Source organism: Paenibacillus sp. Y412MC10 (assembly GCF_000024685.1).
GTDB classification, from domain to species: domain Bacteria; phylum Bacillota; class Bacilli; order Paenibacillales; family Paenibacillaceae; genus Paenibacillus_AQ; species Paenibacillus_AQ lautus_A.
The window spans coordinates 2,009,483-2,033,787 of record NC_013406.1 but is presented as its reverse complement, the minus strand read 5'-3'; the positions used below and the strand labels follow the sequence as shown (position 1 = coordinate 2,033,787).

Genomic DNA, 24,305 nt, shown 5'->3' with positions numbered 1-24,305 from the left:
CTATTCCTATCAATCGCAATCGTCAATGCATGATTTATTCCGCTACCGTCATCAAGGTTTCGCGCGGCGGCTCGTATGCTTCAAGCTGCCGAAACGAAATCCCCTTCTGCTCCATCATGCGGGACACCTTGCCGGAGTCCTTGGGATAAGGACGATGGAACACAACCTCGACAATGCCGCTGTTGGCAAGCATGTTCGCACAGGTCCAGCAAGGCTCGTCTGTCACGTACACCGTACTGCCCTCCCTGTCGATCCGGTCCGTGAACAGCAGCAGATTCTGCTCGGCATGAATCGTGCGGATGCAGCGCTGCTTCTTCACCATGCTTTCCTTGCCGTCCTGCACGACCAATTCATAATCCTCCGCGATCATACAACCTGCTTCCGAGCAATCCGGCACCCCCATCGGCGCGCCGTTATAAGCCGTCCCGAGCAGCTTCTTGCCCTGCACCAGCACCGCTCCCACATGACGCCGAGGGCATTGAGAACGGGTAGATACCATAAAGGCAATATCCATGAAATAAGTATCCCAATCTTTACGTTGATCTGCACTCATCATCTGTCACCTGTTCCTTGTCAATATCTCCTTTATTGTAGCACATAGCTAAAGTCCTACGTAAGGCTTCATCTTCTCCAGCATTTTGGGCCCGATGCCCTTTACGTTCATCAAGTCGGCCTGAGTTCGAAACGGGCCGAACTGATTCCGGTAATCGATAATGGCCTTGGCCTTGGCCTCGCCAATGCCGGGCAGCTCCATCAGCGTGGCTGCATCCGCCGTATTCACATTGATCAATCCGGACGGAAGCGGAATGGACGGCGGCAGCGCTGGAGGTTCATTGGCAGAGACCGGTTGACCGACAGCCTCCGGCGGGGATGAAGCCGGCGAAACGGCTGCCTGATCAGAAGCTGAAGATGGTGAGGCTTCCGCTCCTTGGCCATTCCCGGCCGCAGCAGCCGGGTCCAGACTTGGCACCGGTTCCTTCGCGTTCGTAGCGGGCTCGCCTTGTCCACCCTGAGCGGTCTTTGCAGCATCAGCAGAATCCGTTCGAGCGTCAGCAGGGGCTGCAGCCCCTCCCGCATCCTTATCCCGGGAATCGGAAGCAAGCGCCTTCGCACCGGCGCTCTCCTCCATGGTCATGACTTGCTCCAGCTGTTCGTTTAACGGCTGCCAGCCCTCGATTCCCTGTTCCGTACCGCCGGCAAACAAGATGAGTCCGCAGCCCGCAAGCGTTGCGGCAAGACTCCAACCTAAAGATATCCGTTTCATCCAAGACCTCTCCTTAACTTCAAAGTTCAATTCGTACAAACTCTGGAATAATCTTCGGCTTCCCCACCGGAATCGCATGAAAAACCGTCATGAATCGGCATCTTCCCCGCATACATTAGACGTAAGGACGGTACATTTCTGCCGTAAAGCGCGAAAGGAGGGAACATACACATGAAGGTCGGTTTTATCGGTACGGGCAGCATGGGTAGTCTGTTGATCGATGCCTTCATTCAATCGGGCGCACTCCTGCCTGAGCAGATTCGGGTCAGCAACCGAAGCCCTGAAAAGCCGCTGCAGCTGGCAAAACGTCATCCCGGTCTGACGGTATGCAGCTGTAACACGGAGACGGCTTCTCAAAGCGACCTGCTATTTTTATGTATCAAGCCGTTGGAATTCAAAGCGGTCATCGGCGAAATCAAGGATCGGCTCGAAACCCGGCAAATCGCCATATCCATCACAAGTCCGGTCCAACTGATCCATCTGGAATCATCGCTGCCCTGCAAGGTAGCGAAAATCATACCGAGCATCACTAACATCACCGGAGGCGGAGCATCGTTATGCATGTATGGTTCCCGAATAAAAGAAGAAGACAGGCAGCTTATAGAAAGCCTCCTGTCTTATATCAGCAGGCCGCTCAAGATACTGGAATCGCACACGCGAATCACTTCCGATTTCTCCAGCTGCGGGCCTGCTTTTTTAAGTTTATTCATGGAAAAATGGATCGACGCTGCCGTTGAAATGACCGGAATCGACCGCAGGTCCCTCAATGCACTAGCCGGCGAAATGCTGCTTGGCACCGGCAAGCTGCTAACGGAGGAGGGCTTCTCCCCCGAAGAGCTGCAAAAGCGGGTGGCGGTTCCCGGAGGCATCACGGCCCAGGCTCTGGCACTGCTGGAATCGAACCTGAACGGGTTGTTCTACCAATTGATCCAAACCACACACGACAAGTATGAGGAGGATTTGGCCAAACTGGATGCTGCCTTCGGTTTTACGATTAACCGGCCACGATATTGACCAGTTTACCCGGTACGGCAATGATTTTGCGAATACTCTTGCCTTCCAGCGCCTGCTTGACATTTGGAAGGGAGAGGCTATGTTGTTGCATGGCTTCTTGGTCCATGTCTTTCGCGATTTTGGCGCGTTCCACGATTTTGCCGTTGACTTGCACCACGATCTCGACTTCTGCCTCTACGGTCCAAGCCTCGTCAAACTCAGGCCATGGCACGTAAGTTACGCTCTCCGTGTAGCCTAAACGGCTCCACAGCTCTTCAGCCAGGTGAGGGGCAAGCGGGGAAAGCAGTTGGACGAAGTTCTCCATCGCCTTGCGAGGAAGCACTTCGCTCTTGTACCCCTCGTTGATGAATATCATCAACTGGCTGATCGCTGTGTTAAAGCGCAGATGCTCAAAGTCGTCGGTCACTTTCTTAATCGTTTTGTGCAGCGTGCGTTTGAATTCGTCCGTACCCTCGCCGTCCACGATTTTAGGATTCAATTGACCGTCGTCTCCGATGAACAGACGCCATACGCGGGAAAGGAAGCGGTGCGTTCCTTCAACGCCGTTGGTGTTCCATGGCTTCGTCGCTTCCAGCGGCCCCATGAACATTTCGTATACGCGCAGCGTGTCAGCGCCATACTCGTTCACGATATCGTCCGGATTGATGACATTGCCGCGGGATTTACTCATTTTCTCATTGTTGTTCCCCAAGATCATGCCCTGATTGACCAGCTTCTGGAAAGGCTCCTTCGTATCGACGACGCCCAGGTCATACAATACTTTGTGCCAGAAGCGCGCATACAGCAAGTGCAGCACAGCATGCTCCACGCCGCCGATGTACAGGTCAACCGGCAGCCATTCCTTCTGTTTCTCCTTGGAGCACAGTTCGTCATGGTTATCCGGATCGATGTAACGCAGGTAGTACCAGCAGCTGCCGGCCCATTGCGGCATCGTATTGGTTTCGCGGCGGGCTTTCATGCCCGTTTCGGGATCAACCGTCTCCACCCACTCCGTAACGTTGGCCAGCGGCGATTCGCCGGTTCCGGACGGTTTAATCTGGTCCACATCCGGCAGAAGCAATGGAAGCTGATCTTCCGGCACGGTCTTCATCGTTCCGTCTTCCAGATGCAGAATCGGAATCGGCTCGCCCCAATAGCGTTGACGGCTGAACAGCCAGTCGCGCAGACGGTAGGTTACCTTCTTCTTGCCCTTGCCCTCTTTCTCCAGCCATTCATTCATCGCCTGAATAGCCGCTTCATTATCCAGCCCGTTCAGGAAGCCGGAATTCACGTGCGCGCCGGTGCCGGTATATGCTTCCTCCTCGACGTTTCCGCCTTGAACGACTTCAATGATCGGAAGACCGAATTGCTTCGCAAACTCCCAGTCCCGGCTGTCATGTCCCGGAACCGCCATAATGGCACCGGTGCCGTAGCCGGCAAGCACGTAATCCGCGATCCAGATCGGTACCTTGGCGCCGTTTACCGGATTGACGGCATACGCGCCCGTGAATACGCCGGTTTTATCCTTGGCCAGATCCGTCCGCTCCAGGTCGCTTTTACGTGCTGCCTGATCCTGATAAGCCTTCACCGCTTCACGCTGATCGGCTGTCGCAATTTTGTCCACGAGGTCATGCTCCGGTGCCAGGACGCAGTAGCTTGCCCCGAACAGCGTATCCGGACGAGTGGTGAACACCTCCAGATGACCATCATACCCTTCGATGTCAAAACGGACCTCGGCGCCCGTGGATTTGCCGATCCAGTTGCGCTGCATATCCTTCAGGCTTTCGCTCCAGTCCAGCTCGTCCAGATCCTCCAGCAGGCGATCCGCATATTCGGTAATGCGCAGGATCCATTGGCGCATCGGCTTGCGTACGACCGGATGGCCTCCGCGTTCGCTCTTGCCGTCGATGACCTCTTCGTTCGCCAGCACGGTGCCGAGCGCTTCGCACCAGTTCACCGGAACCTCGGCCACATAGGCCAAGCCGCGTTTATAGAGCTGGATAAAGATCCACTGCGTCCATTTGTAATATTCCGGATCGGTGGTGCTGATCTCGCGGTCCCAGTCATACGAGAACCCGAGGGATTTGATCTGGCGGCGGAACGTATCGATATTCTGCACGGTGAACTCCCGCGGATGTTTGCCCGTGTCCATCGCATACTGCTCTGCCGGCAGGCCGAAGGCGTCCCATCCCATCGGGTGAAGCACGTTGTATCCGCGCATCCGCTTGTAGCGGGACACGATGTCCGTTGCCGTGTACCCCTCCGGGTGACCTACGTGCAGGCCTGCGCCCGATGGGTACGGAAACATATCCAGCGCGTAAAATTTCGGTTTGGACGAGGTTTCTTCCGTTTTAAAGGTTTTGTTCTCATCCCAGTATTGCTGCCACTTCGGTTCGATGGCCTGCGGCTGGTAGCCGTGGCCGGTTGGTTGATTGTCCGTCATACTTCATTGCTCCTCCTTCACAGTCGAGAGGCAAGGCCTGCGCCATTGCCCAAAAAAACAAAAAAACCTCATCATCCATAGCGTTGATCGCTAGGGACGAGAGGTTTGATTCCCGTGGTACCACCCTAGTTAGCCAAAGGCATGCTTTGCCTTTCGCTCCCTTTGCATCCTTATCGCGGATAAGACGACGATGCTTCATCGGCCGATTCTGCCGGAATACAGCCCTCCGACGGCCGGGTTAACACCATTGCTCCGAGGCGAGTTCATCCCTATCGTCAACCGGTTTTCACCAGACACCGGCTCTCTGCATGATCGAAATTGGAACGATTGATCCTCATCATCGCGTTCATATTACCGTTTTAATGTGGCTATTATACCCAAAAAGCGCGATCAAGTCAACGAAAGCTCTTCTCCGCTTCTGCGGTAATGTTCCGGCGTGGTCCCGACCATGGCCTTGAACATCCGGCTGAAATGGGCCAAATGCTTGAAACCGGACGCCTGGCTGATCTCCGTTATGCTCAGATGGGGGTGGAGCCTGAGCATGATTTTTGCCTGGTTGATCCGCCGGTGATACACATATTTGAACACCGTCGTTCCGGTTACTTCCTTGAATAAGGAGGATAAATAGTGTTTCGTGATATGCATGTCGCGGGCGATTCCCTCCAGCGTCAGATCCAGCATATAATTTTCCTCGACAAACGACACGACATGCTGGACATGCCGCTCCTTCTCCGAGATCGAGTCGTGATCCTGCACGGCGGCCTGGCACCAGTCGGCGATGACGTACATCATCTCCTGGATTCGAAGGGTCATCCGCTCTTGGCGAAAGCCGGCCGTGGAGGACGACAAGCGGTGTATATCGGCCAGCATCCCTTCGAATTCTTCCCGGTTCTCCCCCGTCAGCGTCATGCGATGATTCCGCAGCGTTTCGAAGGGGTCCAGCAATATCGATTTGGCCGTCTCCGAAAGCCCCCTGCAGATCCAGGCCGGATCAAAATGCAGAATGCTCCTGACATATCTGGAATCGGGTTCAACGTTCGGACAGTGCAGCGTAAGCCCGTTCATCAGGAGCAGATCCCCCGGTTTCAGGGTGAACACGGAATCGCCGATCAAATACGTGCAGCGTCCCTCATGGAAATAATAAATTTCATAAAAAGCATGCGAGTGAAACTGCCCTCCCGACAGCGGCTGTTCATTGTAATAGGTCAGATCGAACGGCGCTTGAAGCTGCATGCGGTCAAAGCCTGGCATCATATCGACAGATGAGGTCATTTAGAGAATCGCCCCTTTAGCGATTTTGGAGTCGTCTAACCCCCAACCCTCAACGTAACGGGGTTTTCTCTATTATAAATGATTTTAGGGAATGCGCACGGCTTCATTTTGGGCAATCACGCACAATTCTCCGGCCTTGAAGGCATGCTCCTGGGACATGGCATGTTCCGTGCGTTCCAGGCAGTCCAGGATAAGCTCCCCGAAAAACGGATAGCCCACTTTCCCCTGGAGTTCCATATGAAACTCTCCTTCACCGTTAACCAAGTACAGATGATCCCCCTGCGGATGCCTTGCGATATCGATGTATTTGCGAAGCTCGATGTATCCTTCCGTTCCCAGAATAAAGGTTCTGCCGTCGCCCCAAGTGCCAAGTCCTCCGGGCGTCAGCCAATCGACGCGGAAATAATTGGTGGCTCCATTGTCTCCCACCAGCGTTGCATCTCCGAAATCCTCCAGCTCGGGGTATTCCGGATTCGCATAATTGCCCACCTTGCTGCTGAGCACCTTGGCATCGCGGCATCCCGCATAAAACAAAAATTGTTCGATCTGGTGGGAGCCGATGTCACACAGGATGCCCCCGTACTGTTGATGACGGAAAAACCAGTCCGGGCGGGAGGACGCATTCAAACGGTGCGGTCCGGTTCCCATCACTTGCACCACTCGCCCGATCGCCCCGTCCTGAATCAGCTTCCCGGCATGGACGGCACTCTCCACATGCAGCCGTTCACTGTAATAGACCATGTATTTCTTGCCCGTCTCCGCGGCTTTCGCGCGTGCAGCGTTCACCTGCTCCAGCGTGGTGAACGGCGTTTTATCCGTGAAATAATCCTTGCCGTGCGACATGACCTTCAGGCCAAGCTCGCATCTCTCCGAAGGAATGGCGGCAGCCGCCACCAGATGAACTTCGGCATCTTCCAGCACCTGGGCCTCGGAGGAAGCCACGGCTGCCTCCGGGTATGCCTTGCAAAAAGCAGCAACCTTGGCGGGGTCTGGGTCATACACCCACTTCAGCGTCGCCCCGGCCTCAATCAAGCCGTTGCACATGCCGTATATATGGCCATGCTCCAGCGACATGGCTGCAAAAATAAATTCTCCGGGCTTGCACACCGGCTGGGCCTTGCCCACCGGCGCATAGAGCATTCCATTGCTGCGGTCCATACCAAGAGCCTCCCCGATTGTAATTTAATAAGCGCCAAACGTCTTGCTCATATCCACCGGCCCGATCTCCTTGACCGTTTTCCGGGTGGACGAATTCGCTATCCGTTCTTGCAGCATCTCGTAATACAGATCTTCGTCCAACGGCAGGTCGACCCAATTGTCGGTCCAGGTGGACAAATGCATGGCATTGGACAGGGTCAATCCGTGGATTCCCTCTTCGCCCGGCGCAATCAATGGCGTTCCGTGCAAAATGGCGTCCGCAAAGTTCTGGATGATGCCGTTATGCTGCGGATTGTCCCCCGAAATCGGCACCTCGCATTTCCAGCATTCCGGTTCGCCGAAGCCCCCGGTATACTGCTGATTGAACTCCGGTTCAGGCACCCGGAGACGCCAGAAGGTAAGCTTGCCGTCCTCGATGACGATTTTACCGCGGTCTCCCGTCACTTCATACCGATTCGTGCCCGGCGCTTCCCCCGTTGTCGTAATGAAGACGGCCGTGGCGCCGTTCTCGTATTCCGCATAAGCCGTCACGTCGTCTTCCACTTCAATGTTCCGGTACTTGCCGAAGGAACAAAATGCGCGGATTCTCTTTGGCATCATGCCGGTTGTCCACTGCCACAGATCCAGCTGGTGCGGAGATTGGTTAATCAGGACGCCTCCGCCTTCTCCCGCCCAAGTCGCGCGCCATCCGCCTGAATCGTAATAACTCTGTGAGCGGTACCAATTCGTGACGATCCAATTCATCCGCCGCACCTCGCCGAGCTCGCCGGCCGCGATGAGCTCTCTAAGCTTTTTATACAGCGGATTGCAGCGCTGATTGTACATGATCGAGAACACTTTGCCGCTTGCTTCGGCCGCGCGGTTCATTTCCCGCACCTGCTTCGTATACACGCCCGCCGGCTTCTCAATCAGGACGTGGAGTCCTTGGTTCAGGCACGCGATGGCCACTTGAGGATGGGCATAATGGGGCGTTGCAATAATCACCGCATCGATCTCTCCCGAAGAGATCATAGCGTCCGTGTCACTCCAAATTTTCACGTCCGAAGGGAGCGTAGCCCTCGCTTCTTCCTGCTTGGCCGGGTTGAGGTCGCATATGGCGCTAAGCCGCGCCCCCGCAATCCGCCCCGCGGCAAGCGATTTGGCATGCGAAAAACCCATCCCCAGTCCGATAACCCCTACTCTTACCTGTTCCATATCTATCGCCTCCTTCATAAGTGTCCTATACGCTTTGTTTAAGGTCTGCCCACATGTTCATCTGCTCGGCAAAACGAAGCAGCATCTCCCTGGATTCAAACGTCCCGCTAAAATCCTCGATTCCGTAGTAACCTTCATAGCCGACCGACTGCAAATCCTGAATGACCTGCTTCCATGGGACGGCCCCTTGGTCAAGCGAGACCCATTCTCCGGACCAGGATGCCGAGCTTCCATCCTCGGAAGGCGTTTTTCGATATCCCCCGTTCTTCACATGGACATGAGCCACGTAGGGACCGAGAAGCTCCAAGCCCATCCGGTAGTTCTCGTAACCTTCATGGACCATGTTGCCCGGATCATACAGCACGCCGATATGCTGCGGATTGAAGTGGGATACGAGCCGGTGCGTCAGTCCGGCGCTCGGAGTGATCGTAAGATGATGGGTTTCCACCACGGCTTTAACCCCGTAAGCGGCAGCAAGATCCTGCACCTCATGAAGGTAACGAACCGCCTGGTCGTACAGTTCGTTGTAATTGCGCGTTCGGTTATATCCCGGAATCCCCACACGAATGAAAGAGGCTCCGATCAGCTTGGCCGCTTGCATGACTTTCTCCGTCGCTTCCACGTCGCCGCAGGTCAGATAAGGAACGACCGCAAGACTGCGCCGGCCATGCTTGTCGGCTGCTTGCTTAAACCTGAGCCAATCTTCCTGCGTGCCGTTCGGATCGATGGAGCAGCGGTTATGCCCCCAGAAGGAAGGCTTCTCTTCGGCAGCCTCTGCCGGAATTTCCTTGAAGCGCCACTCGATCCCTTCGATACCGGCATCCGCCGCCGCTTGGGCCAATTCCTCCGGCAGTAAATCAGGGGTGGCGACCGTAAATACGGACAGTTTCATAATCATTCATCCTCTCTCGACCAAATTTATTAGCTTATGCATCATTTGACCAACGTTGAACTCATATGATGTCATTCAGTGCGTTCCGGATGGTTAAAAGCCTCCCGAAAGATAGCGCTCTCATATCTGCTCATCCTATCTATCCCCCATCGTAGCACAGTACCGAAAGCAAACCCATATCCCTTCCCATGAACCTTAACCACAGTCAAATAAAGCCGAAAAGAAATGTCTTTGAATATAATGAATCGCCCGTTGACGCAAGAACTGAGTCTATCGACGTGTTTCTCTTGAGAACAGACCGCGACGAGCCGTCGCATCCGCAGCGTTTTTTTGAAAAATCCCGGACTCAAAGTATAGGCACTCTTATATAACCTAAAAAGGCACCTCCTCCGTCCTGAATAGACGAAGAAGCGTGCCTTCTCCTTAGGGTATTCGTTTATTTTACGGCAACGTAGAACAGCCTGGATGCATCCTGACCCGCTTCCGTCCACTCAAAATCGGCATAGCATTTCACGTCCCGGAATCCGGCCTTAATCAGCTCAACCTTCATCCATTCCGGGTCGTATCCCCGCTGGATATGCGTTTCTTCAAAGCGGCGGTAGATCGTTCGGTCTTGGTCATCCCGCGCAAAAATGGAGAGATGGTGTTCAATCTCCATCCGGCGTTCGTCCAGGTCGCATGTCCATATATAGGACACTTCCCGTTCATCCAGAACAAATGGCTGCTCTTCGTCGTATCGCAGCAGCGTATTGGGGTGATGCACGTCAAACAGGAACGTGCCGCCTTCCTTGAGACCGTTGTAGGTCCTTGCAAAAGCGGAGCGGATGTCCTTCTCCTCCAGCAGGTAGTTCACACAATCACAAAATGAAATGACGGAATCCACCTGCTCGGGCAGCTCCCAGGAACGCATGTCCTGCTGCACCCAGCGGACGCTCCCTTCCCGGAACAAGCGATGTCCCTGGGGCATGCCCTCCAGCTTGCGCCTGGCAACCGACAGCATATCCGCTGACAGGTCAATCCCCGTTACTTCAAAACCGGAGTTGACGAGCGGTATGGTGATGCTGCCTGTCCCGCATCCGAGCTCGACGACGCTTTTTGGCATTCCGTGCTTCTCCCAGGCGGTTCTCGCAAAGCGGATCCAGTCCGGGTACGGCATGTCTTCCATGAGTTGATCATATACGTAAGCAAACTTGCGGTAAGACAACATGATGACACCACTTTCCTTAGAAGCTTCCCCTACCTTGCCGGGTTATTCGTTTGAACCGGAGTTCTCCTCTTGATTGACCATATACGTCCAGCTGTCCTTTTGCGTAACCAAACCGTCCTTCATCAACTTGCCAAGCGCGCGTTTAAAGGCGGATTTGCTGATGCCGAAACGCTGCTTGATGATGTCGGGCGGCGTTTCATCCGAATACGGCATCGCATGGCCCGGACGCTCCTTCAGAAAAGCCAGCAGCCGGTCTGCATCATCGGTCCGTCCGATCTCTTTTTGCGGAACCATGGACAGGTTGACCCTGCCATCCTCCCGGATATGGCTGACCCGAACCTTTACCTCTTCGCCAAGACGCAGCATCCGCGTCCGTTCCGAGGAATGGATCATGCCGATCGCGCCGAAGCCGACCACGCCGCCGTCGATGATGACAAACGTGCCCATCTGGAGCGGTTTATACACCAGGGCAGTAAACCATTGGCCTTTCCACGAATCCGGCGCATGGAACGCAAGCGGAGCTAGCTCTTGTTCCCCGGCGAGTTTCGCTCGCAGCCGGCCTTGCTTATCATGCTCCATGATCACAAACACGTGGTCTCCCACTTGCGGGTGAAGCTCCCGCATCTCCGGCAATTCCCGGATCGGAAGCAACAGCTGCCTGCCAAGTCCCATCTCAAGGAAACAGCCGAGGCGCGGATGGACGTCGGCCACTTCAAGCTTCGCCGTTTCGCCCAGCGTTAGGTACGGCTTCTTCATCGTTGCGGCCAGGCGGTCTTCCGTATCGAAGAATATAAAGACCTCTATCGTATCCCCCGGCTCGATTTTACCCGTAAGCTCCGAATAGTGAAGAAGCACATCCCGATCTCCGCCATCCAGAAAATAACCGTAAGGGGACACTTCCCTGGATACAACGAGTTTCGTTAATGTGCCGGCAATCAGACTCATACGTTCTCCACCACTTTGGCATCCGACCACAGACGCTCGATGTTGTAGTATTCCCGCTCATCGCGGTGAAAAATATGAACGATCACGTCGCCAAGGTCCATCAGCACCCAGCGGGCAGCATCCATTCCTTCCAGTCCGCGCAATGCCACGCCCTCGTCATGAGCCCGTTTGCGGACCTCGGTTGCGATCGCTTGAACCTGGGTATCCGAGTTACCGTGGCAAATGACAAAGTAGTCGGCGATCAGGGAAATCCCTCTGAGATCCAGGACCACGATATCCATCGCTTTTTTATCTTCAGCGGCAGCTACTGCCACATTTAACAATTCATTCGGTTTCAACGTCATGAATTCGCCTCCAATTGCTTAATTAGATCGTTGCGGGCTAGCACCGTCAACGGAAAAATGATTTGTCTGCGCGAGAGCAGATATCCAATCGTCGAATCAAATCCGGCTGCAAGCGCCTCTTCAAGGCTATGGTTGGCCAGTTCGCGAATATTATTCACGCCGGGGAAATCCCGCCCCGGTTCCATATAATCCGCCAGGCAGACCACCTTGTCAAGGAGCGTCATGCCGATGCGCCCCGACGTATGGTACCGAATGGCATCAAGCACTTCGGCATCCGTTACGCCATATTCGTGTTCCGCTACGAATGCCCCGACTTCAGCATGCCAAAGCTGTTTGTCGTAATGGAGCAGCTCGTCGGAGAGCTTATGCTCCACCATCATCTGATGAAGCTTCTGCACGGGCCAGTATTTGGCCACGTCATGAAGGATGGCGGCCAAGTCCGCCTTAACCGGGTCGGCTCCGAACCTGCCAGCAAGGATGACCGCGGTTTCCATGACGCCTTTGGTATGCTCCCAGCGCTTGGCCGGCATCTGGGAGGATACGGCTTCTATGAGTTCATCACGGCTGTAATCCATAAATACCGCTCCTAACAATATAATCGTATACTCGGTCCGGCACCATATAACGGATGGACGAGCCTGATGCCGCCCGGCTCCGAATGATGGTGGAGGAGATTTCGATCAGCGGCATCTCGGCCGTGACAACCGCCTTTTGCAGAAAATCAGGCAGATCATCCACCGATAGTTTGGTTCCGGGACGGTTAAGCCCGATAAAAGTCAGCATTTCCGCCAGTTCGCCGATCCGGTTCCACTTGGGAAGATACGCAACCATATCCGCACCGATAATGAAGTAGAAGTCATGCTCGGGGTACGCATCGCGCAGCTCTCTGACCGTATCTACCGTGTAGGAGACGCCGCCGCGTTTCACTTCCCAATCCAACGTGCGAAACGACGGATGGCCGGCTACGGCTTCAGCGGTCATCTCCAGCCTCATCAGGCCCGTTACGCCGGCATCTTCCTTGTGCGGCGGAATGTGGCTTGGCATAAACCACACCTCTTCCAGATCGTAAGCGTCCCGCGCGCATTCGGCTGCGAGCATATGCCCGATATGAATGGGATCGAAGGTTCCGCCCATTATCCCTACCTTCATCCGGGTTCACCTCCCCTAATTAGAGAGTTATTAATATCCGCTAAGCTGGAGCCGTCCGGCCCCCCTACGGCAGTTCGATGGTTTTGTGGTCTTTCGATTCTTTATAAAGCACGATCGTCTTGCCGATCACCTGCACCAGCTCGGCTCCGGCTCCTTCAGCAAGCTCCTGGGCGATTTCGCGCGGGTCTTCAAGACAGTTGTTGAGCACGGATACCTTCATGAGTTCCCGCTTCTCGATCGCCTCGGAAATATGACGGATCAGATGCTCGTTGCTGCCTCCCTTGCCTACCTGGAACAGCGGATCCAGATGATGGGCGAGCGAGCGTAAATGTCGTTTTTGCTTTCCTGTTAACATGCTTGGTCATTACTCCTTAAACATTCAATTATTAAAACCTGGCGCTTGTCGAAAGCTATATTGTAGCTTTTGCATAAGCATTAATCAATAAACAAAGATATTAAGACTCGGATTGGAAGCTGGTCAGAACGGCTTCCTTCATGGCCTGCACGGGTGCCGTCAGACCCGTCCAATATTCGAATGCATAGGCGCCTTGATTAATGAACATTCCAAGCCCGCCGTGTATGGTGCATCGCCGAAGCTCCCCTTGCCGCAGCAGCTCGGTCTTCAACGGATTGTAGATCAAATCGCTGACAACGATCCCTTCACGTATGGACTCCGGCGGAATGGGAAGCTCCGAAACCCGGGGAAACATGCCCACCGAGGTCGTGTTAATGATTACATCGGCATCCGACAACGCCTCTCCGGCCTGTTCCTCTCCGTACCCTCTCAAGTCCGCAAGCGAGCCCCACTCCTCGGCAAGCGCCAATGCTTTGGCGGACGTCCGATTTACAATGGATATCTTCTCGGGCCCTTCGCCGATGAGGGCATAGATGATGCCTCTTGCGGCACCGCCCGCACCGATGACAACGATTCGCTTTCCCTTCAGGTCGGGACAGGCTTCATCCTTTAATGAACGAACATATCCGATGCCGTCCGTATTGTAACCCGTCAATTTGCCGTTGTCATTGACGATGGTGTTCACGGCACCGATGCGCTGCGCCCCTTCATCGACGACGTCCAAATACTTCATGACTTCCACCTTGTGCGGGATCGTTACGTTCACCCCTCGAAATCCCAGTACTTTGACGGCCTGGATGGCGTCGCCCAGGCCCTGCGGACGAATATGAAGGGGGACGTACGCTCCTGACAAACCGAGGGCGTTAATCGCCGCATCATGCATGGCCGGCGATTTCGAGTGGCCGATCGGATCCCCCATTACGCCAAGGAGCAAATAATCACGCTCGTTCATTGGATTCACTTTCATTTCTCCTCTGCCTCTCCCATGATAGCCGGACGGTTACCATTGGGATATATCACTTATATCAGGGATGGACGCGACAGGACTTTGATTCCTTTAGGTACATGAACCGCTACAAGCGCTCCCTGCTCACCGTTGATCTTGATCCAGCCGAGTCCCGAGATAAACACGTCTTGGCGCGCACCTTTAGGAATACGGATTTCGTGCCTCGTCCATTCCGGAAGCTCTTCAAGCCGTTCCTTGGTCGGCGGGGACAGCAGCTCCCCGGCATGCTCCGCAAATAGCGAATCCGCCCGTTCCAGCTTGGTCCGATGAATGCCGAGCCGGCCGCTGATGAAACAAGTAAAGGATTGATGCTCCCCTTGCAGAAAATCAAAGCGGCCGAAACCTCCGAAGAAGAGGGTCTGCCCTTCGTTCAGCTGGTATACCATCGGCTTCAGCGGATTCTCCGGCATGACCGTCCCCAGATCCTCACGGCTCACGAGCTCGCTGTAGCGCCATGGGTACACAATGCCCGGCGTATCAATAATATACCGGCCGTCATCCAGCGGAATATTGACCATATCGAGCGTCGTTCCGGGATAACGGGAAACGGTCAGCTCCTGGTCCAGATCGCTGTAGTCGCGGATCAGGCGATTGATCAAGCTGGATTTCCCCACGTTCGTGGCGCCGACCACATAGACATCCCGGTCGCCCCTGTAATGCGCAACCGTCTCCAGCAGCCGCTCAAAGCCTTGGTTCTTCTTCGCGCTGCAGAGCACGATGTCTTCCGTTCTCAGGCCATGCTCCTTGCACTGCTTCTGCACCCAATTCAGAACCTTGTTCCAATTGGTCACCTTCGGCAGAAGATCGGTTTTGTTAACCGCCAGAATCACCGGATTGTTGCCGACAAACCGCTGCAGCCCTGAAATCAGGCTTCCTTCAAAATCGAAAAGATCCACGATGTGAATGACCAGCGCATTCTTGCCGCCGATCTGTCCGAGCAGCCGTAAAAATTCATCCTGGTCTACGGCGACCGAAGAAGCCTCGTTGTAATTCTTGATACGGAAACAGCGCTGGCAAATAACCGGGTCGCGGTCCCAAGCCTTCTCCGGCAAATAGCCCGGCTTGTCCTGTGCAGCGCTCTGAAGCGGTATGCCGCAGCCGCTGCACTTCTTGATGTCATCTCCGCCTGTAGGCAACGTCATGATTTCGGTTCCTCCTCCATCCATAATCCTTTTTTGCGCAAACGGGTCAAGGCGATGCGTTCCACCCGACGATTGACGAGGCGGGTAAACCATCCTTCATCGTTGATGGCGATGGGCATAACCAGAACCGTATACAAGCCGAGCCGATTCCCGCCGTATACGTCGGTCAGCATCTGGTCGCCGACAACAACCGTTTTCTCCGGAGTGAGCTCCATCATGTTCATCGCTTTGCGAAACGGAGTATTGCTTGGCTTGCGGGCTTCATGCACATACTGGATGTCCAGCGGCGTCGCGAATTTAGATACGCGCTCGAGCTGATTATTCGAGACGATGATGAGCTGGAAACCGATCTCCTTCACTCTTTTGAACCAAACGACCAATTCCGGCGTGGCAAGCGGCGCCTTGGCCCCAACAAGGGTATTGTCCAAATCGGTAATGATTCCACGATACCCCTGCTCATATAATTCCTCCAGGTTAATATCAAAAACCGTGTTGACACGGAGCTTTGGGATTAACATTTCAAACAAATTCGTCACCTCAATTTCATACGAAAAACTATACCATATTCCGGTTCCTTAGTAAAAATAATCACGGCCGGCGCCTTCCTTCTTTCCGGATTGCAATCTTTACCAGCAAAAGACCACCCGGCAGCCGTCGAAGCGGACCGGGCGGTCTTGAAATGACCGATATCAGAACGTATTCATATCAAGCTATCCTGATATCGCAAGAACAACCACTTGTGACGCGGTCTGTCTTCTTGGATTACGTTGATAGACGTTTGTCCGGCACAATGCGGACCTTCTTGATGGACTTCTTCAGCTTCTCGGCATCCTGTTGGACCGAGCGCCACTGCTCTTCCTTCACTTCCGCAGGGCTGTAACGGGCAGCCTCAAACTGCTGCAGCAGCGGTCTCAGCTCTGCTTCCAGTTCAGGATGTGCATATGCCCAGCGGCGAACCGATTCACGGAGCGTTTCATGTTCTTGCCTTACCAACCCCTTGCGCTGCACGGAACGGATCCAGCGTTCCGTCTCGGCAATCACCTTATCCGCTGCCGTCAGCGGCTTGCCTGCTCGAATCCGTGCCCCGGCGAAGCGCAGGCTGATGCGCATTCTCCACAAGATATACAGAATCCACAGCACGATGACAACCACCGCTGCCGTTACTATGATTTTAACCCATCCGGATGATGGATTATCAGAAGTTGGGGCAGGAGCTGCCTCGTCCTCGGCCTTCTCTTCCTCTTCGACTTCCTCTTCGATGACGGGCTCAGCGTCGGCGTCGGCCGTCAGAATCGGCATGCTGAATCCCGGAGTCGCTTCGATCGGAACCCAGCCGTACTCGCCGAAGTAAACTTCAACCCAGGAATGGGCGTCAGCGTTTGTAACGGTATAGTTATCAGGCTCGATCGAGGTTTGACCGTCGACCGGAACGTATTCCGAAGCCGTCATCCTGCCGGGGGCGTAACCCTTGACCCAGCGTGCAGGGATATCCAGCGACCGAGTCATCATCACCATAGACGTGGAGAAGTAATCGCAATACCCTTCCATAATTTCGAACAAAAAGGCATCTACGAAATCGTCGCTCTTTTTGAGCGAAAGGTCGGGGGTGTTGGTATAGGTATAGTTGCTCGTTAAATATTGTTGCAAAAGCATAACCTTCTCATACGGCGTGTCTCCGTCCGCCGTAATTTCTTCAGCCAGATCCGATACGCGGTCCGGGAAATTTCTCGGCATCTGGACGTAGGCTTCGTCGAACGAGCCGGAATACAGTTCATCATAAGTTCTGGCGCTCAGCTCATCGATCGGGATGACGGGAACTTCCGACGTTAAGGTATAACTCTTCGGATAGTCCGCATCGCGAACGTCGTCCAAATGCATCTCCGCGCCTTCGGTCACCCAGCTGAGCCGGCCCGGATCGATGTCCTCATCCAGGCTTTCCAGCTGACGAACGCTGTAGGCCCCGAACAAGACCGGATACACCGTGTCGCTCAGCATCGTTACCGATTGTTCCAGCTTTTTGGTAGGTACGGATGTGCCGGCTTCTCCCGGCAAGGAGTCGCCGATGTCGACTCCCGTCCCGGATCGACGGCTGCTGGCTCCGTCAGCCCAGCCCGTGCCCGAGTACACGGCTCTGGTTTCGCCGCGCCAATAGCTGCGTTCTTCCGAGGTGATCGACATCACCGGCGAATAATCAAAATTAAAACCGCCGCCAAGATCGTTATCCTCTCTTCCGTAACCGGACATGCTTTCGGACGCCGACTCGATAAGGGTTCCGGTCCCCGATGTGCCGACGCCGGATAACGGTACCCCGTTCCACTCTCTCCATGCCGTATAAGGATCGGTCAGTGTCGGCTTCACGTGGGGCATGTTCACGCCGGCCACGATAATCAATGAGAAAATGACCAGAATATTGGCGATAATCTTAAACGGATACTTCGACAGATTGACCCATCCTTGAGGAAAGCGTCTGCGGAACCGGTTGAAGTGGCTGGATACGAGCCAGCCCATTCCGGCCCCGACGACCCAAGCAATCTCATCCCACAGCACGATTTTCGTGAAGGAATCCAAAATGGCAAAACTAATGACGTGGATCCCGACTACAAGAAGGACGCGTCCCTTGGTTTTGGCCCAGCGGGCAAGAAAGAGGAACATGGCCCAAGCAGCGATAGCAAACCATAAATAAGGAAAGAGATACAGGAGTTCTTCGGTCAGGAAACTTTCCGCTCCGAAGACAGGAACCGGATTGCCGGAAGTTTTCAGCAAACTGTATACGCAATACAGGATCAATAGAAACTGGAGAACGACTCGGTAACCCTGCTTGATCTGCAGCAGCGCTTCGGTAACCGCCGTAATCGTTAAAGCCGCGATAACGATGGCGGTCGTTTCCGACAGCCATATCGTTTCCGTGAAGGATACCCACTGCATCCCCATGATCCAGATCCACAGCATCGTTAACGTGCTGAAGAAGGTCGTCGATAGTTTGTCCAGCCATAACTTCATCATGCACCACCTCCCAGCGCAGCCGGAAGCTCATCGAGGGAAGCAACCGAATAACTTGAGATCCCCCGGGATTGCAGGAGCGAAATCGATTCATCGCGTTTTGTTGTTTCTTTGGAAGGAGCGATTTGCAAGAAGCAAGGGTTCATCCCTCTGGTCTCCACCCAGCGCATGATCTCTGAAGCCTCTTTGCCGCTCATCGGGCTGATCAGCAGGAACAAGGCTCCTTTTGGGAAATGGCGATAGGATTTCTCAAGGGCAGCAATCAGCTTGCTCTTCCGGTTATAATCCACGTCAACCAGATGCTGAATCATGCGCATCCGTTCCCCGGCGTGATCGGCCGGAGCGAACATTTGGGTTTCCTGGGCAGCCGTGAACAGCCCCGTCCCCGCATGCTCCTTGGCCCCGTATTCGATCAGCGAAGCGGCTGCCGATACGGCAAGCTCGAATTGCTGGGCATTGTCGTACCCGTCGGCGGCGCAATCCAGAACGATCATCGTTCTGGGGAAGGACTCATGCTCGAATTCCTTCGATTTCCAAGAGCCGGTCTTCGCCGTTGCATTCCAGTGAATCCGGGAGATCCGGTCGCCATACACATAATCGCGGACGCCGTTGATCTGCGTGGTTTCCCGCCTTGCAGCCGACACCGTGGTTTGCGTCCCGCCCAATCTGGAGTTCCGTATGTTCCGCTGCCACTTTGGAATATAAATGGTTCTCGGAAGAACGCGGAAATCCGTTTCAACCTCGATGCGTCCCTTATGCTCCATCAATCCGAAGATATCTTCGCTTATGCATTCCGTCTTGGAAAAAACATATCGCCCGCGTTCGAGCGGAGGAGTCTGGAATACAAGCTTGCCTGCCCCCCGGAGGTTCGGAATGACGCTGTCTTCAAAGGACCAGGAGTCGCCGTTATGCCTCTGCAGCACTTCACGCACGATCATATAGGGCATCGGCAGCAACCCTGGGACATGGACCTCTAGCTTAACGCGCACCTGCTCGCCGGCATGAAGCTGTTCTCCAACGCGCTCCGTTCCCCCAAGGACGACCCGGTGCGCTTTGACGCGATTGACCCCGCCAAAACCCGCGCCGATCAGATAGACCGTCAGAAGGCTGACCATGGAGAAGAGCATGAGCGAGGTTTTCCCTCCCTGGAATAAAACATACAAAAGACATAGGCACCATACCGCCAATACCGCTGCCAGTCTGGACGGCTGCATGCCATTCAAAAATAACGAAACCGCGCGGCGCATGCCTATCTCCCCATCTGAACAGGCACTTTAACCTGACGGAGTATAAACTCAAGCACCGACTCCGGACTCGCATTGTCGAGCCTGGCTTCCGGACGCAGCATGATCCGGTGCGAAAGTACGTAGGGAGCAAGCGTCTTCACGTCATCCGGCAGAACGTAATCCCGCTCTTGCAGGAAGGCATAGGCTTTAACCGCATTCATGAAGGACAGGGTGGCCCGTGGACTTGCGCCCAGCATAACGGAAGGGTGCTCACGGGTCGAGCGGGTGATATTCAGCAGGTAATCGGCAACGGGCTCGCCGATGAATACCTCGCGAATCTCGCGCTGAATGGATGAAATCTTATCCATATGCGTCACAGGCTGAAGCTTGTCCGACAGTTGCCCGTCGCGCGAACGGTACATCAGCTGCTTCTCCGTGGCGGCATCAGGGTAACCCAGGCTCAGCTTCAGCATGAACCGGTCCAGCTGCGCTTCCGGAAGCATATAGGTGCCTTCAAAATCAATCGGGTTCTGGGTCGCGCACAGCATGAAAGGATGCGGGAGTTCGTGGGTAGCCCCGTCCACCGTTACGCTGCGCTCCTCCATCACTTCCAGCAGGGCCGACTGCGTTTTGGTTGTGGCCCGGTTGATTTCGTCCGCCAGCAAAATATTGGTCATGACCGGACCTGGTCGGAAGTAAAACATTTCGTCTCGAGGGTGGAATACGGAAACGCCTGTTATATCACTCGGGAGGATATCCGGGTTGCATTGAATGCGGCGGTAATCCCCCTGCATGGATTTCGCTAGTGCTTTGATCAGTTGGGTCTTTCCCGTGCCGGGCACATCTTCGATCAGTACATGTCCGCCAGCGAGCAGCGCCGTAAGGAGCAATTGGATCTCAAATTCTTTGCCTAGCAGGCACGACTCCAGATTGGTTCGTACCGAGGTAATGATTTTCATGGATTCTTGGCTTACGGGCATGTATGACTAACCTCCTGTAAGGGAATAAATACTTAATTTAGTACTATTGTACATGATCGAAGTCCCGGAGTACATTCGTAGAGATATTTTGGTTGTTCTCCTTCTTACAGGCCCTTTAGGCAGAAAAAAAAAGACCCCGGCATAAAGCCGAGATCTTTTGCTTCTGGATGTTCACGATGTTATCCCTTCGGACGTACGAACAGCGCTGCCAGGAAGGAGAAAATGATCGCCGAGGATATCCCCGCGCTGGTTACTTCGAATATCCCCGTTACGACCCCGATCCAGCCGTCCCTCCCCAGCTCCGTCAACGCGCCGTGCACAAGCGAGTTGCCAAAACTCGTGATCGGCACGGAGGCTCCCGCTCCCGCGAATTTCACCAGCGGCTCGTACAATCCGAAGCCGTCCGCGATGGCCCCTGCAACCACCAGCGTACTCATCGTATGCGCCGGCGTCAGTTTAATAACGTCCATCATAATTTGCCCAATGACGCAAATCAATCCGCCAATAATAAACGCCCATAAAAACTGCATCTTGTTATCCTCCCATCTCTAAGGCTACGGCGTGAGCGATACACGGAATGCTCTCACCCTGCTGGTAAGAAAGGGGCGACAGCAAGGCACCGGTAGCAACGACCAGCACCTTTTTCAATTCGCCTTTGCGCATCCGTTTCAAAATATGGCCGTAGGTGACAACCGCCGAGCAGCCGCAGCCGCTGCCCCCTGCGTTGACGTATTTCTGTTTTTCCATGTCGTAGATCATTAAGCCGCAATCGGCAAATACCGTGCCGTCCATGATGACATCGTTCTGCTGCAGGAGGTCCTTGGCAATGGGAAGCCCGACCGAGGCAAGATCGCCCGTCACGATCAGATCATAGTCCTTCGCCTGCCGGCCTGTATCCTTAAAGTGCTTCGTGATCGTGTCGGCCGCCGCCGGAGCCATCGCCGCCCCCATGTTGAATGGATCCTTGATGCCCAGATCGACCACCTTGCCGATGGTGGCATACGTCACGGCAGGTCCGTCTCCCTTGTGCGAAACGACGGAGCAGCCCGCTCCCGTGATCGTATATTGCGCATAAGGCGGTTTCTGCGATCCGTATTCCGTCGGATACCGGAATTGCTTCTCGACGGTACAGTTATGGCTGGCCGTACCAGCCATGACATACTGGGCTCCGCCCGAATCGACAAGCATGGAGGCGACCGCAAGGCTCTCCATCGATGTGGAGCAAGCACCGAACACGCCGATATACGGCACGCCCATCTGTCTGGCGGCAAACGAACTGCTGATGATCTGGTTCATCAAGTCCCCGCCCACGAAAAACTGCAGCTGGTCTTCCTTGATGCCCGCCTTTTCGACGGCTTTTCTCGACGCGTCCTCCAGCAGCTTCCGTTCCGCCTTTTCCCATGTTTTTTCGTTGATCTCAATATTGTCGTAGACAAAGTCGAAATCGTTGGCCAACGGACCTTCCCCTTCTTCAGGGCCAACGATCGTCCCCGTGCCGATGATGACGGGTTTGTTCTCGAACTGCCATGTTTGACCGATCACCTTCATGATCGCGTTACCTCCCCTCGATGCCGAAAATAGCGTAAATGATACCGATAATGAACGCAGCCACGGTACCAAATACGATCACGGAGCCCGCCAGCTTAAACATGCTGGCTCCGACCCCGAGGACCAATCCCTCTGCACGATGTTCAAGCGCAGCGGAACACATGGAGTTCGCAAACCCCGTGACCGGCACGGCGCTGCCCGCTCCGGCCCATTGCGCGATTTTGTCATATACGCCGAAGCTCGTCAGAATGACGGAGAGGATGATCAATACGGCGACCGTAGGATTGCTCGCTTCGGTGGTGCTCATATCGAATACGGACATAAAAAAACGCTGAATGCATTGGCCGATCAAACAGATGAGGCCTCCCACCAAAAAAGCGCGCAAGCAATTTTTAAGCACGGCGCGGGGAGGCTCATGCTTTTTGGCAATCGTCTGATATTCCGCCGAGCTCATTGTGGTGATATCAGACTTAGGCTTTTGGTTGGAGCCTGACATTTCAATACACCTCCGCAATTGGTTAAGTATGGAATCCCTTGAACAAACGCTGAAAAGCCGCTATGGATATCACTCACATATCATTATGCTTTGAATGATCTCCCTTTATGTTTGGAAAATCATCCTTCTCGCCCACGCATCATGGCTTGTCCGGCCATAGTGACGTCAACGCGAAAATCAGCTTCCAGGAGCATCCTGAAAGCTGATTTTCAAACTCGCTGACTTGATTCGTTTGGAGCCGGCCGTTATATAAGAATGTATTTCAATAAAATGACGAGTAGGATGAACAAGACCATAATGAGCAGAAGTTCTCGGACTTCGGCATGATAGTCGTATCCATCAATCCCATGGCGGTTCATATTCTGCCCCTTCCCGCTGACAACAAACATCCACATGTTTTTCTATATCGTATTCCCGTCCAGGATAGGGGGTGCTTGTTCCAGTTACATTTATATAACGCAGCCTGATGATGCCGGCTTTGTAGACTTTTCGGATGTATAGGGGCATACTAGAAAAGGAAAAACTCTTACATACCTTTTCTAAAGGAGCGATTTCGTCATGAATGAATCAACACTGGAATTATTCCGTACATTAACGGAATTCCCTGCTGCACCGGGCTTTGAGAGGGAACTCCGTTCTTGGGTGAAGGATGCCCTCTCTCCATATACAGATGAGTTCGTGCAGGATCGGCTGGGCAGTTTGTTCGCCGTCCTTCGCGGTAACGATGAAGGTCCGAAAGTCATGGTGGCCGGACACATGGATGAAGTCGGCTTCATGGTAACCGGCATTACCGAAGCGGGCATGGTTCGTTTCCAGCCGCTCGGCGGCTGGTGGAGCCAAGCCGTGCTTGCCCAGCGCCTGCAGATCATCACGGACAACGGCCCGGTCGTCGGGGTTGTCGGCTCCATTCCTACGCATCTGCTGGATGAAGCGCAGCGCAGCAAACCGGTCGACATCAATACGATGTATATCGATATCGGCGCCGACAACAAGGCCGAAGCGGAGTCGTTCGGCATTCGTCCCGGCCTGCAAGTCGTTCCGATCTGCGAATTCACGCCGCTGGCCAATCCGAAAAAAATCATGGCCAAGGCATGGGATAACCGCTACGGCGTAGGCCTTGCCATCGAGCTGGTCCAGGCGCTCCATGGCGAGAAGCTTCCCAACACGGTATACGCCGGTGCGACCGTGCAGGAAGAGCTGGGCCTTCGCGGAGCCCGCACTTCGGCAAACCTGATTCAGCCGGATATTTTCTTCGGTCTGGACGCCAGCGCAGCGAACGACATGATGGGCGACAAGAGCCAGTTCGGCCAATTGGGTCAAGGCGCGCTGCTTCGCATCTTCGATCCGACGATGCTGACCCATCGCGGCATGGTCGAGTACGTTCAGGATACGGCGGAGACAAACAAAATCAAATACCAATACTTTGTGTCGCCGGGCGGCACGGACGCTGGCCAAGTGCATTTAAGCGGCATCGGCGTTCCGTCCACCATCATCGGCATTTGCTCCCGGTATATCCACACCTCTTCGTCCATCATCCACACGGACGACTACGAGGCAGCCAAAGAGCTTCTGATCAAGCTCGTCAAGGGCTTGGACCGCACGACGCTCCAGACGATCCTGGACCGCGCGTAAGCCAAACGGAAATGGAAAGGGGTATCCTGCAGGTCTTGAACAGACCGCGGGATACCCTT

At 54.4% G+C, this 24,305-nt stretch carries 24 protein-coding genes and 1 other annotated feature; of the genes, 2 read left to right on the top strand and 22 right to left on the bottom strand.

Going from position 1 to position 24,305, the window contains the following annotated elements; genetic code table 11:
* Positions 1-34 precede the first annotated feature (34 nt).
* Together GYMC10_RS08650 and GYMC10_RS08645 are read right to left on the bottom strand one after the other, a co-directional pair.
* A complete protein-coding gene (locus GYMC10_RS08650; protein ID WP_009590851.1) occupies positions 35-553 on the bottom strand; it encodes a deoxycytidylate deaminase in 519 nt (172 codons plus the stop codon).
* 48 nt (positions 554-601) lie between these two features.
* Complete coding sequence (locus GYMC10_RS08645; protein WP_015734169.1) at positions 602-1,264, bottom strand: ComEA family DNA-binding protein; 663 nt, start codon at positions 1,262-1,264, stop codon at positions 602-604.
* A 171-nt stretch (positions 1,265-1,435) separates the two neighbouring features.
* Here GYMC10_RS08645 and comER point away from each other — a divergent pair, with 171 nt between their 5' ends.
* Positions 1,436-2,278 carry a late competence protein ComER gene (comER, locus tag GYMC10_RS08640; RefSeq protein WP_015734168.1) on the top strand — a complete coding sequence of 281 codons (843 nt, stop codon included), beginning with the start codon at positions 1,436-1,438 and terminating at the stop codon, positions 2,276-2,278.
* Here the strand turns inward: comER and leuS are convergent.
* The 20 genes from leuS to spoVAC all read right to left on the bottom strand — a co-directional run bounded on the left by leuS (position 2,259) and on the right by spoVAC (position 22,614).
* Positions 2,259-4,700 carry a leucine--tRNA ligase gene (gene leuS, locus GYMC10_RS08635; protein WP_015734167.1) on the bottom strand — a complete coding sequence of 814 codons (2,442 nt, stop codon included), beginning with the start codon at positions 4,698-4,700 and terminating at the stop codon, positions 2,259-2,261. The two genes, comER and leuS, sit on opposite strands and share 20 nt — an antisense overlap.
* Positions 4,701-4,789: 89 nt before the next feature.
* Positions 4,790-5,050 (bottom strand) — a binding site (T-box leader).
* 40 nt (positions 5,051-5,090) lie between these two features.
* A complete protein-coding gene (locus tag GYMC10_RS08630; RefSeq protein ID WP_049788678.1) occupies positions 5,091-5,972 on the bottom strand; it encodes an AraC family transcriptional regulator in 882 nt (293 codons plus the stop codon).
* An 84-nt stretch (positions 5,973-6,056) separates the two neighbouring features.
* Positions 6,057-7,130 carry a Gfo/Idh/MocA family protein gene (locus tag GYMC10_RS08625; protein WP_015734165.1) on the bottom strand — a complete coding sequence of 358 codons (1,074 nt, stop codon included), beginning with the start codon at positions 7,128-7,130 and terminating at the stop codon, positions 6,057-6,059.
* Between the two features lie 24 nt (positions 7,131-7,154).
* Entirely contained in the window at positions 7,155-8,324 is a 1,170-nt protein-coding gene (locus tag GYMC10_RS08620; RefSeq protein ID WP_015734164.1) for a Gfo/Idh/MocA family protein, read from the bottom strand.
* Positions 8,325-8,349: 25 nt separating this feature from the next.
* Positions 8,350-9,216: a sugar phosphate isomerase/epimerase family protein gene (locus GYMC10_RS08615; RefSeq protein WP_015734163.1), complete on the bottom strand. Its 867-nt coding sequence runs from the start codon at positions 9,214-9,216 to the stop codon at positions 8,350-8,352.
* Between the two features lie 436 nt (positions 9,217-9,652).
* The gene (locus GYMC10_RS08605; protein ID WP_015734162.1) at positions 9,653-10,423 is read right to left on the bottom strand and encodes a class I SAM-dependent DNA methyltransferase; all 771 of its coding nucleotides are present in this window, start codon (positions 10,421-10,423) and stop codon (positions 9,653-9,655) included.
* A gap of 42 nt (positions 10,424-10,465) precedes the next feature.
* Positions 10,466-11,368 carry a S1 RNA-binding domain-containing protein gene (locus GYMC10_RS08600; protein ID WP_015734161.1) on the bottom strand — a complete coding sequence of 301 codons (903 nt, stop codon included), beginning with the start codon at positions 11,366-11,368 and terminating at the stop codon, positions 10,466-10,468.
* Entirely contained in the window at positions 11,365-11,712 is a 348-nt protein-coding gene (rsfS, locus tag GYMC10_RS08595) for a ribosome silencing factor (RefSeq protein ID WP_009592160.1), read from the bottom strand. Before rsfS ends, GYMC10_RS08600 begins: the two co-directional genes overlap by 4 nt.
* Entirely contained in the window at positions 11,709-12,287 is a 579-nt protein-coding gene (gene yqeK / locus GYMC10_RS08590; RefSeq protein ID WP_015734160.1) for a bis(5'-nucleosyl)-tetraphosphatase (symmetrical) YqeK, read from the bottom strand. The genes rsfS and yqeK overlap by 4 nt, the downstream gene beginning before the upstream one ends.
* Positions 12,271-12,861 (bottom strand): nicotinate-nucleotide adenylyltransferase, encoded by a 591-nt coding sequence (gene nadD, locus GYMC10_RS08585; protein WP_015734159.1) that lies wholly within the window; start codon positions 12,859-12,861, stop codon positions 12,271-12,273. Before nadD ends, yqeK begins: the two co-directional genes overlap by 17 nt.
* A 64-nt stretch (positions 12,862-12,925) precedes the next feature.
* Positions 12,926-13,216 carry a ribosome assembly RNA-binding protein YhbY gene (gene yhbY / locus GYMC10_RS08580; RefSeq protein ID WP_009592173.1) on the bottom strand — a complete coding sequence of 97 codons (291 nt, stop codon included), beginning with the start codon at positions 13,214-13,216 and terminating at the stop codon, positions 12,926-12,928.
* A 100-nt stretch (positions 13,217-13,316) separates the two neighbouring features.
* A complete protein-coding gene (locus tag GYMC10_RS08575; protein WP_015734158.1) occupies positions 13,317-14,183 on the bottom strand; it encodes a shikimate dehydrogenase in 867 nt (288 codons plus the stop codon).
* 53 nt (positions 14,184-14,236) lie between these two features.
* Positions 14,237-15,364: a ribosome biogenesis GTPase YqeH gene (gene yqeH, locus GYMC10_RS08570; RefSeq protein WP_015734157.1), complete on the bottom strand. Its 1,128-nt coding sequence runs from the start codon at positions 15,362-15,364 to the stop codon at positions 14,237-14,239.
* On the bottom strand, positions 15,361-15,891 hold the full coding sequence (locus GYMC10_RS08565; protein WP_015734156.1) for a YqeG family HAD IIIA-type phosphatase: 531 nt from the start codon (positions 15,889-15,891) through the stop codon (positions 15,361-15,363). Before GYMC10_RS08565 ends, yqeH begins: the two co-directional genes overlap by 4 nt.
* 235 nt (positions 15,892-16,126) lie before the next feature.
* On the bottom strand, positions 16,127-18,367 hold the full coding sequence (locus GYMC10_RS08560) for a DUF4129 domain-containing transglutaminase family protein (RefSeq protein WP_015734155.1): 2,241 nt from the start codon (positions 18,365-18,367) through the stop codon (positions 16,127-16,129).
* Positions 18,364-19,611, bottom strand: coding sequence for a DUF58 domain-containing protein (locus tag GYMC10_RS08555; protein ID WP_015734154.1), 1,248 nt, complete (start codon positions 19,609-19,611; stop codon positions 18,364-18,366). Before GYMC10_RS08555 ends, GYMC10_RS08560 begins: the two co-directional genes overlap by 4 nt.
* Before the next feature lie 2 nt (positions 19,612-19,613).
* On the bottom strand, positions 19,614-20,570 hold the full coding sequence (locus GYMC10_RS08550) for an AAA family ATPase (RefSeq protein ID WP_009592163.1): 957 nt from the start codon (positions 20,568-20,570) through the stop codon (positions 19,614-19,616).
* Positions 20,571-20,749: 179 nt separating this feature from the next.
* Positions 20,750-21,100 carry a stage V sporulation protein AE gene (spoVAE, locus tag GYMC10_RS08545; RefSeq protein ID WP_015734153.1) on the bottom strand — a complete coding sequence of 117 codons (351 nt, stop codon included), beginning with the start codon at positions 21,098-21,100 and terminating at the stop codon, positions 20,750-20,752.
* 4 nt (positions 21,101-21,104) lie between these two features.
* Complete coding sequence (gene spoVAD, locus GYMC10_RS08540; RefSeq protein WP_015734152.1) at positions 21,105-22,118, bottom strand: stage V sporulation protein AD; 1,014 nt, start codon at positions 22,116-22,118, stop codon at positions 21,105-21,107.
* 7 nt (positions 22,119-22,125) lie between these two features.
* The gene (spoVAC, locus tag GYMC10_RS08535; protein WP_015734151.1) at positions 22,126-22,614 is read right to left on the bottom strand and encodes a stage V sporulation protein AC; all 489 of its coding nucleotides are present in this window, start codon (positions 22,612-22,614) and stop codon (positions 22,126-22,128) included.
* A 558-nt stretch (positions 22,615-23,172) separates the two neighbouring features.
* Here spoVAC and GYMC10_RS08530 point away from each other — a divergent pair.
* The gene (locus tag GYMC10_RS08530; RefSeq protein WP_015734150.1) at positions 23,173-24,246 is read left to right on the top strand and encodes a M42 family metallopeptidase; all 1,074 of its coding nucleotides are present in this window, start codon (positions 23,173-23,175) and stop codon (positions 24,244-24,246) included.
* Positions 24,247-24,305 lie beyond the last annotated feature (59 nt).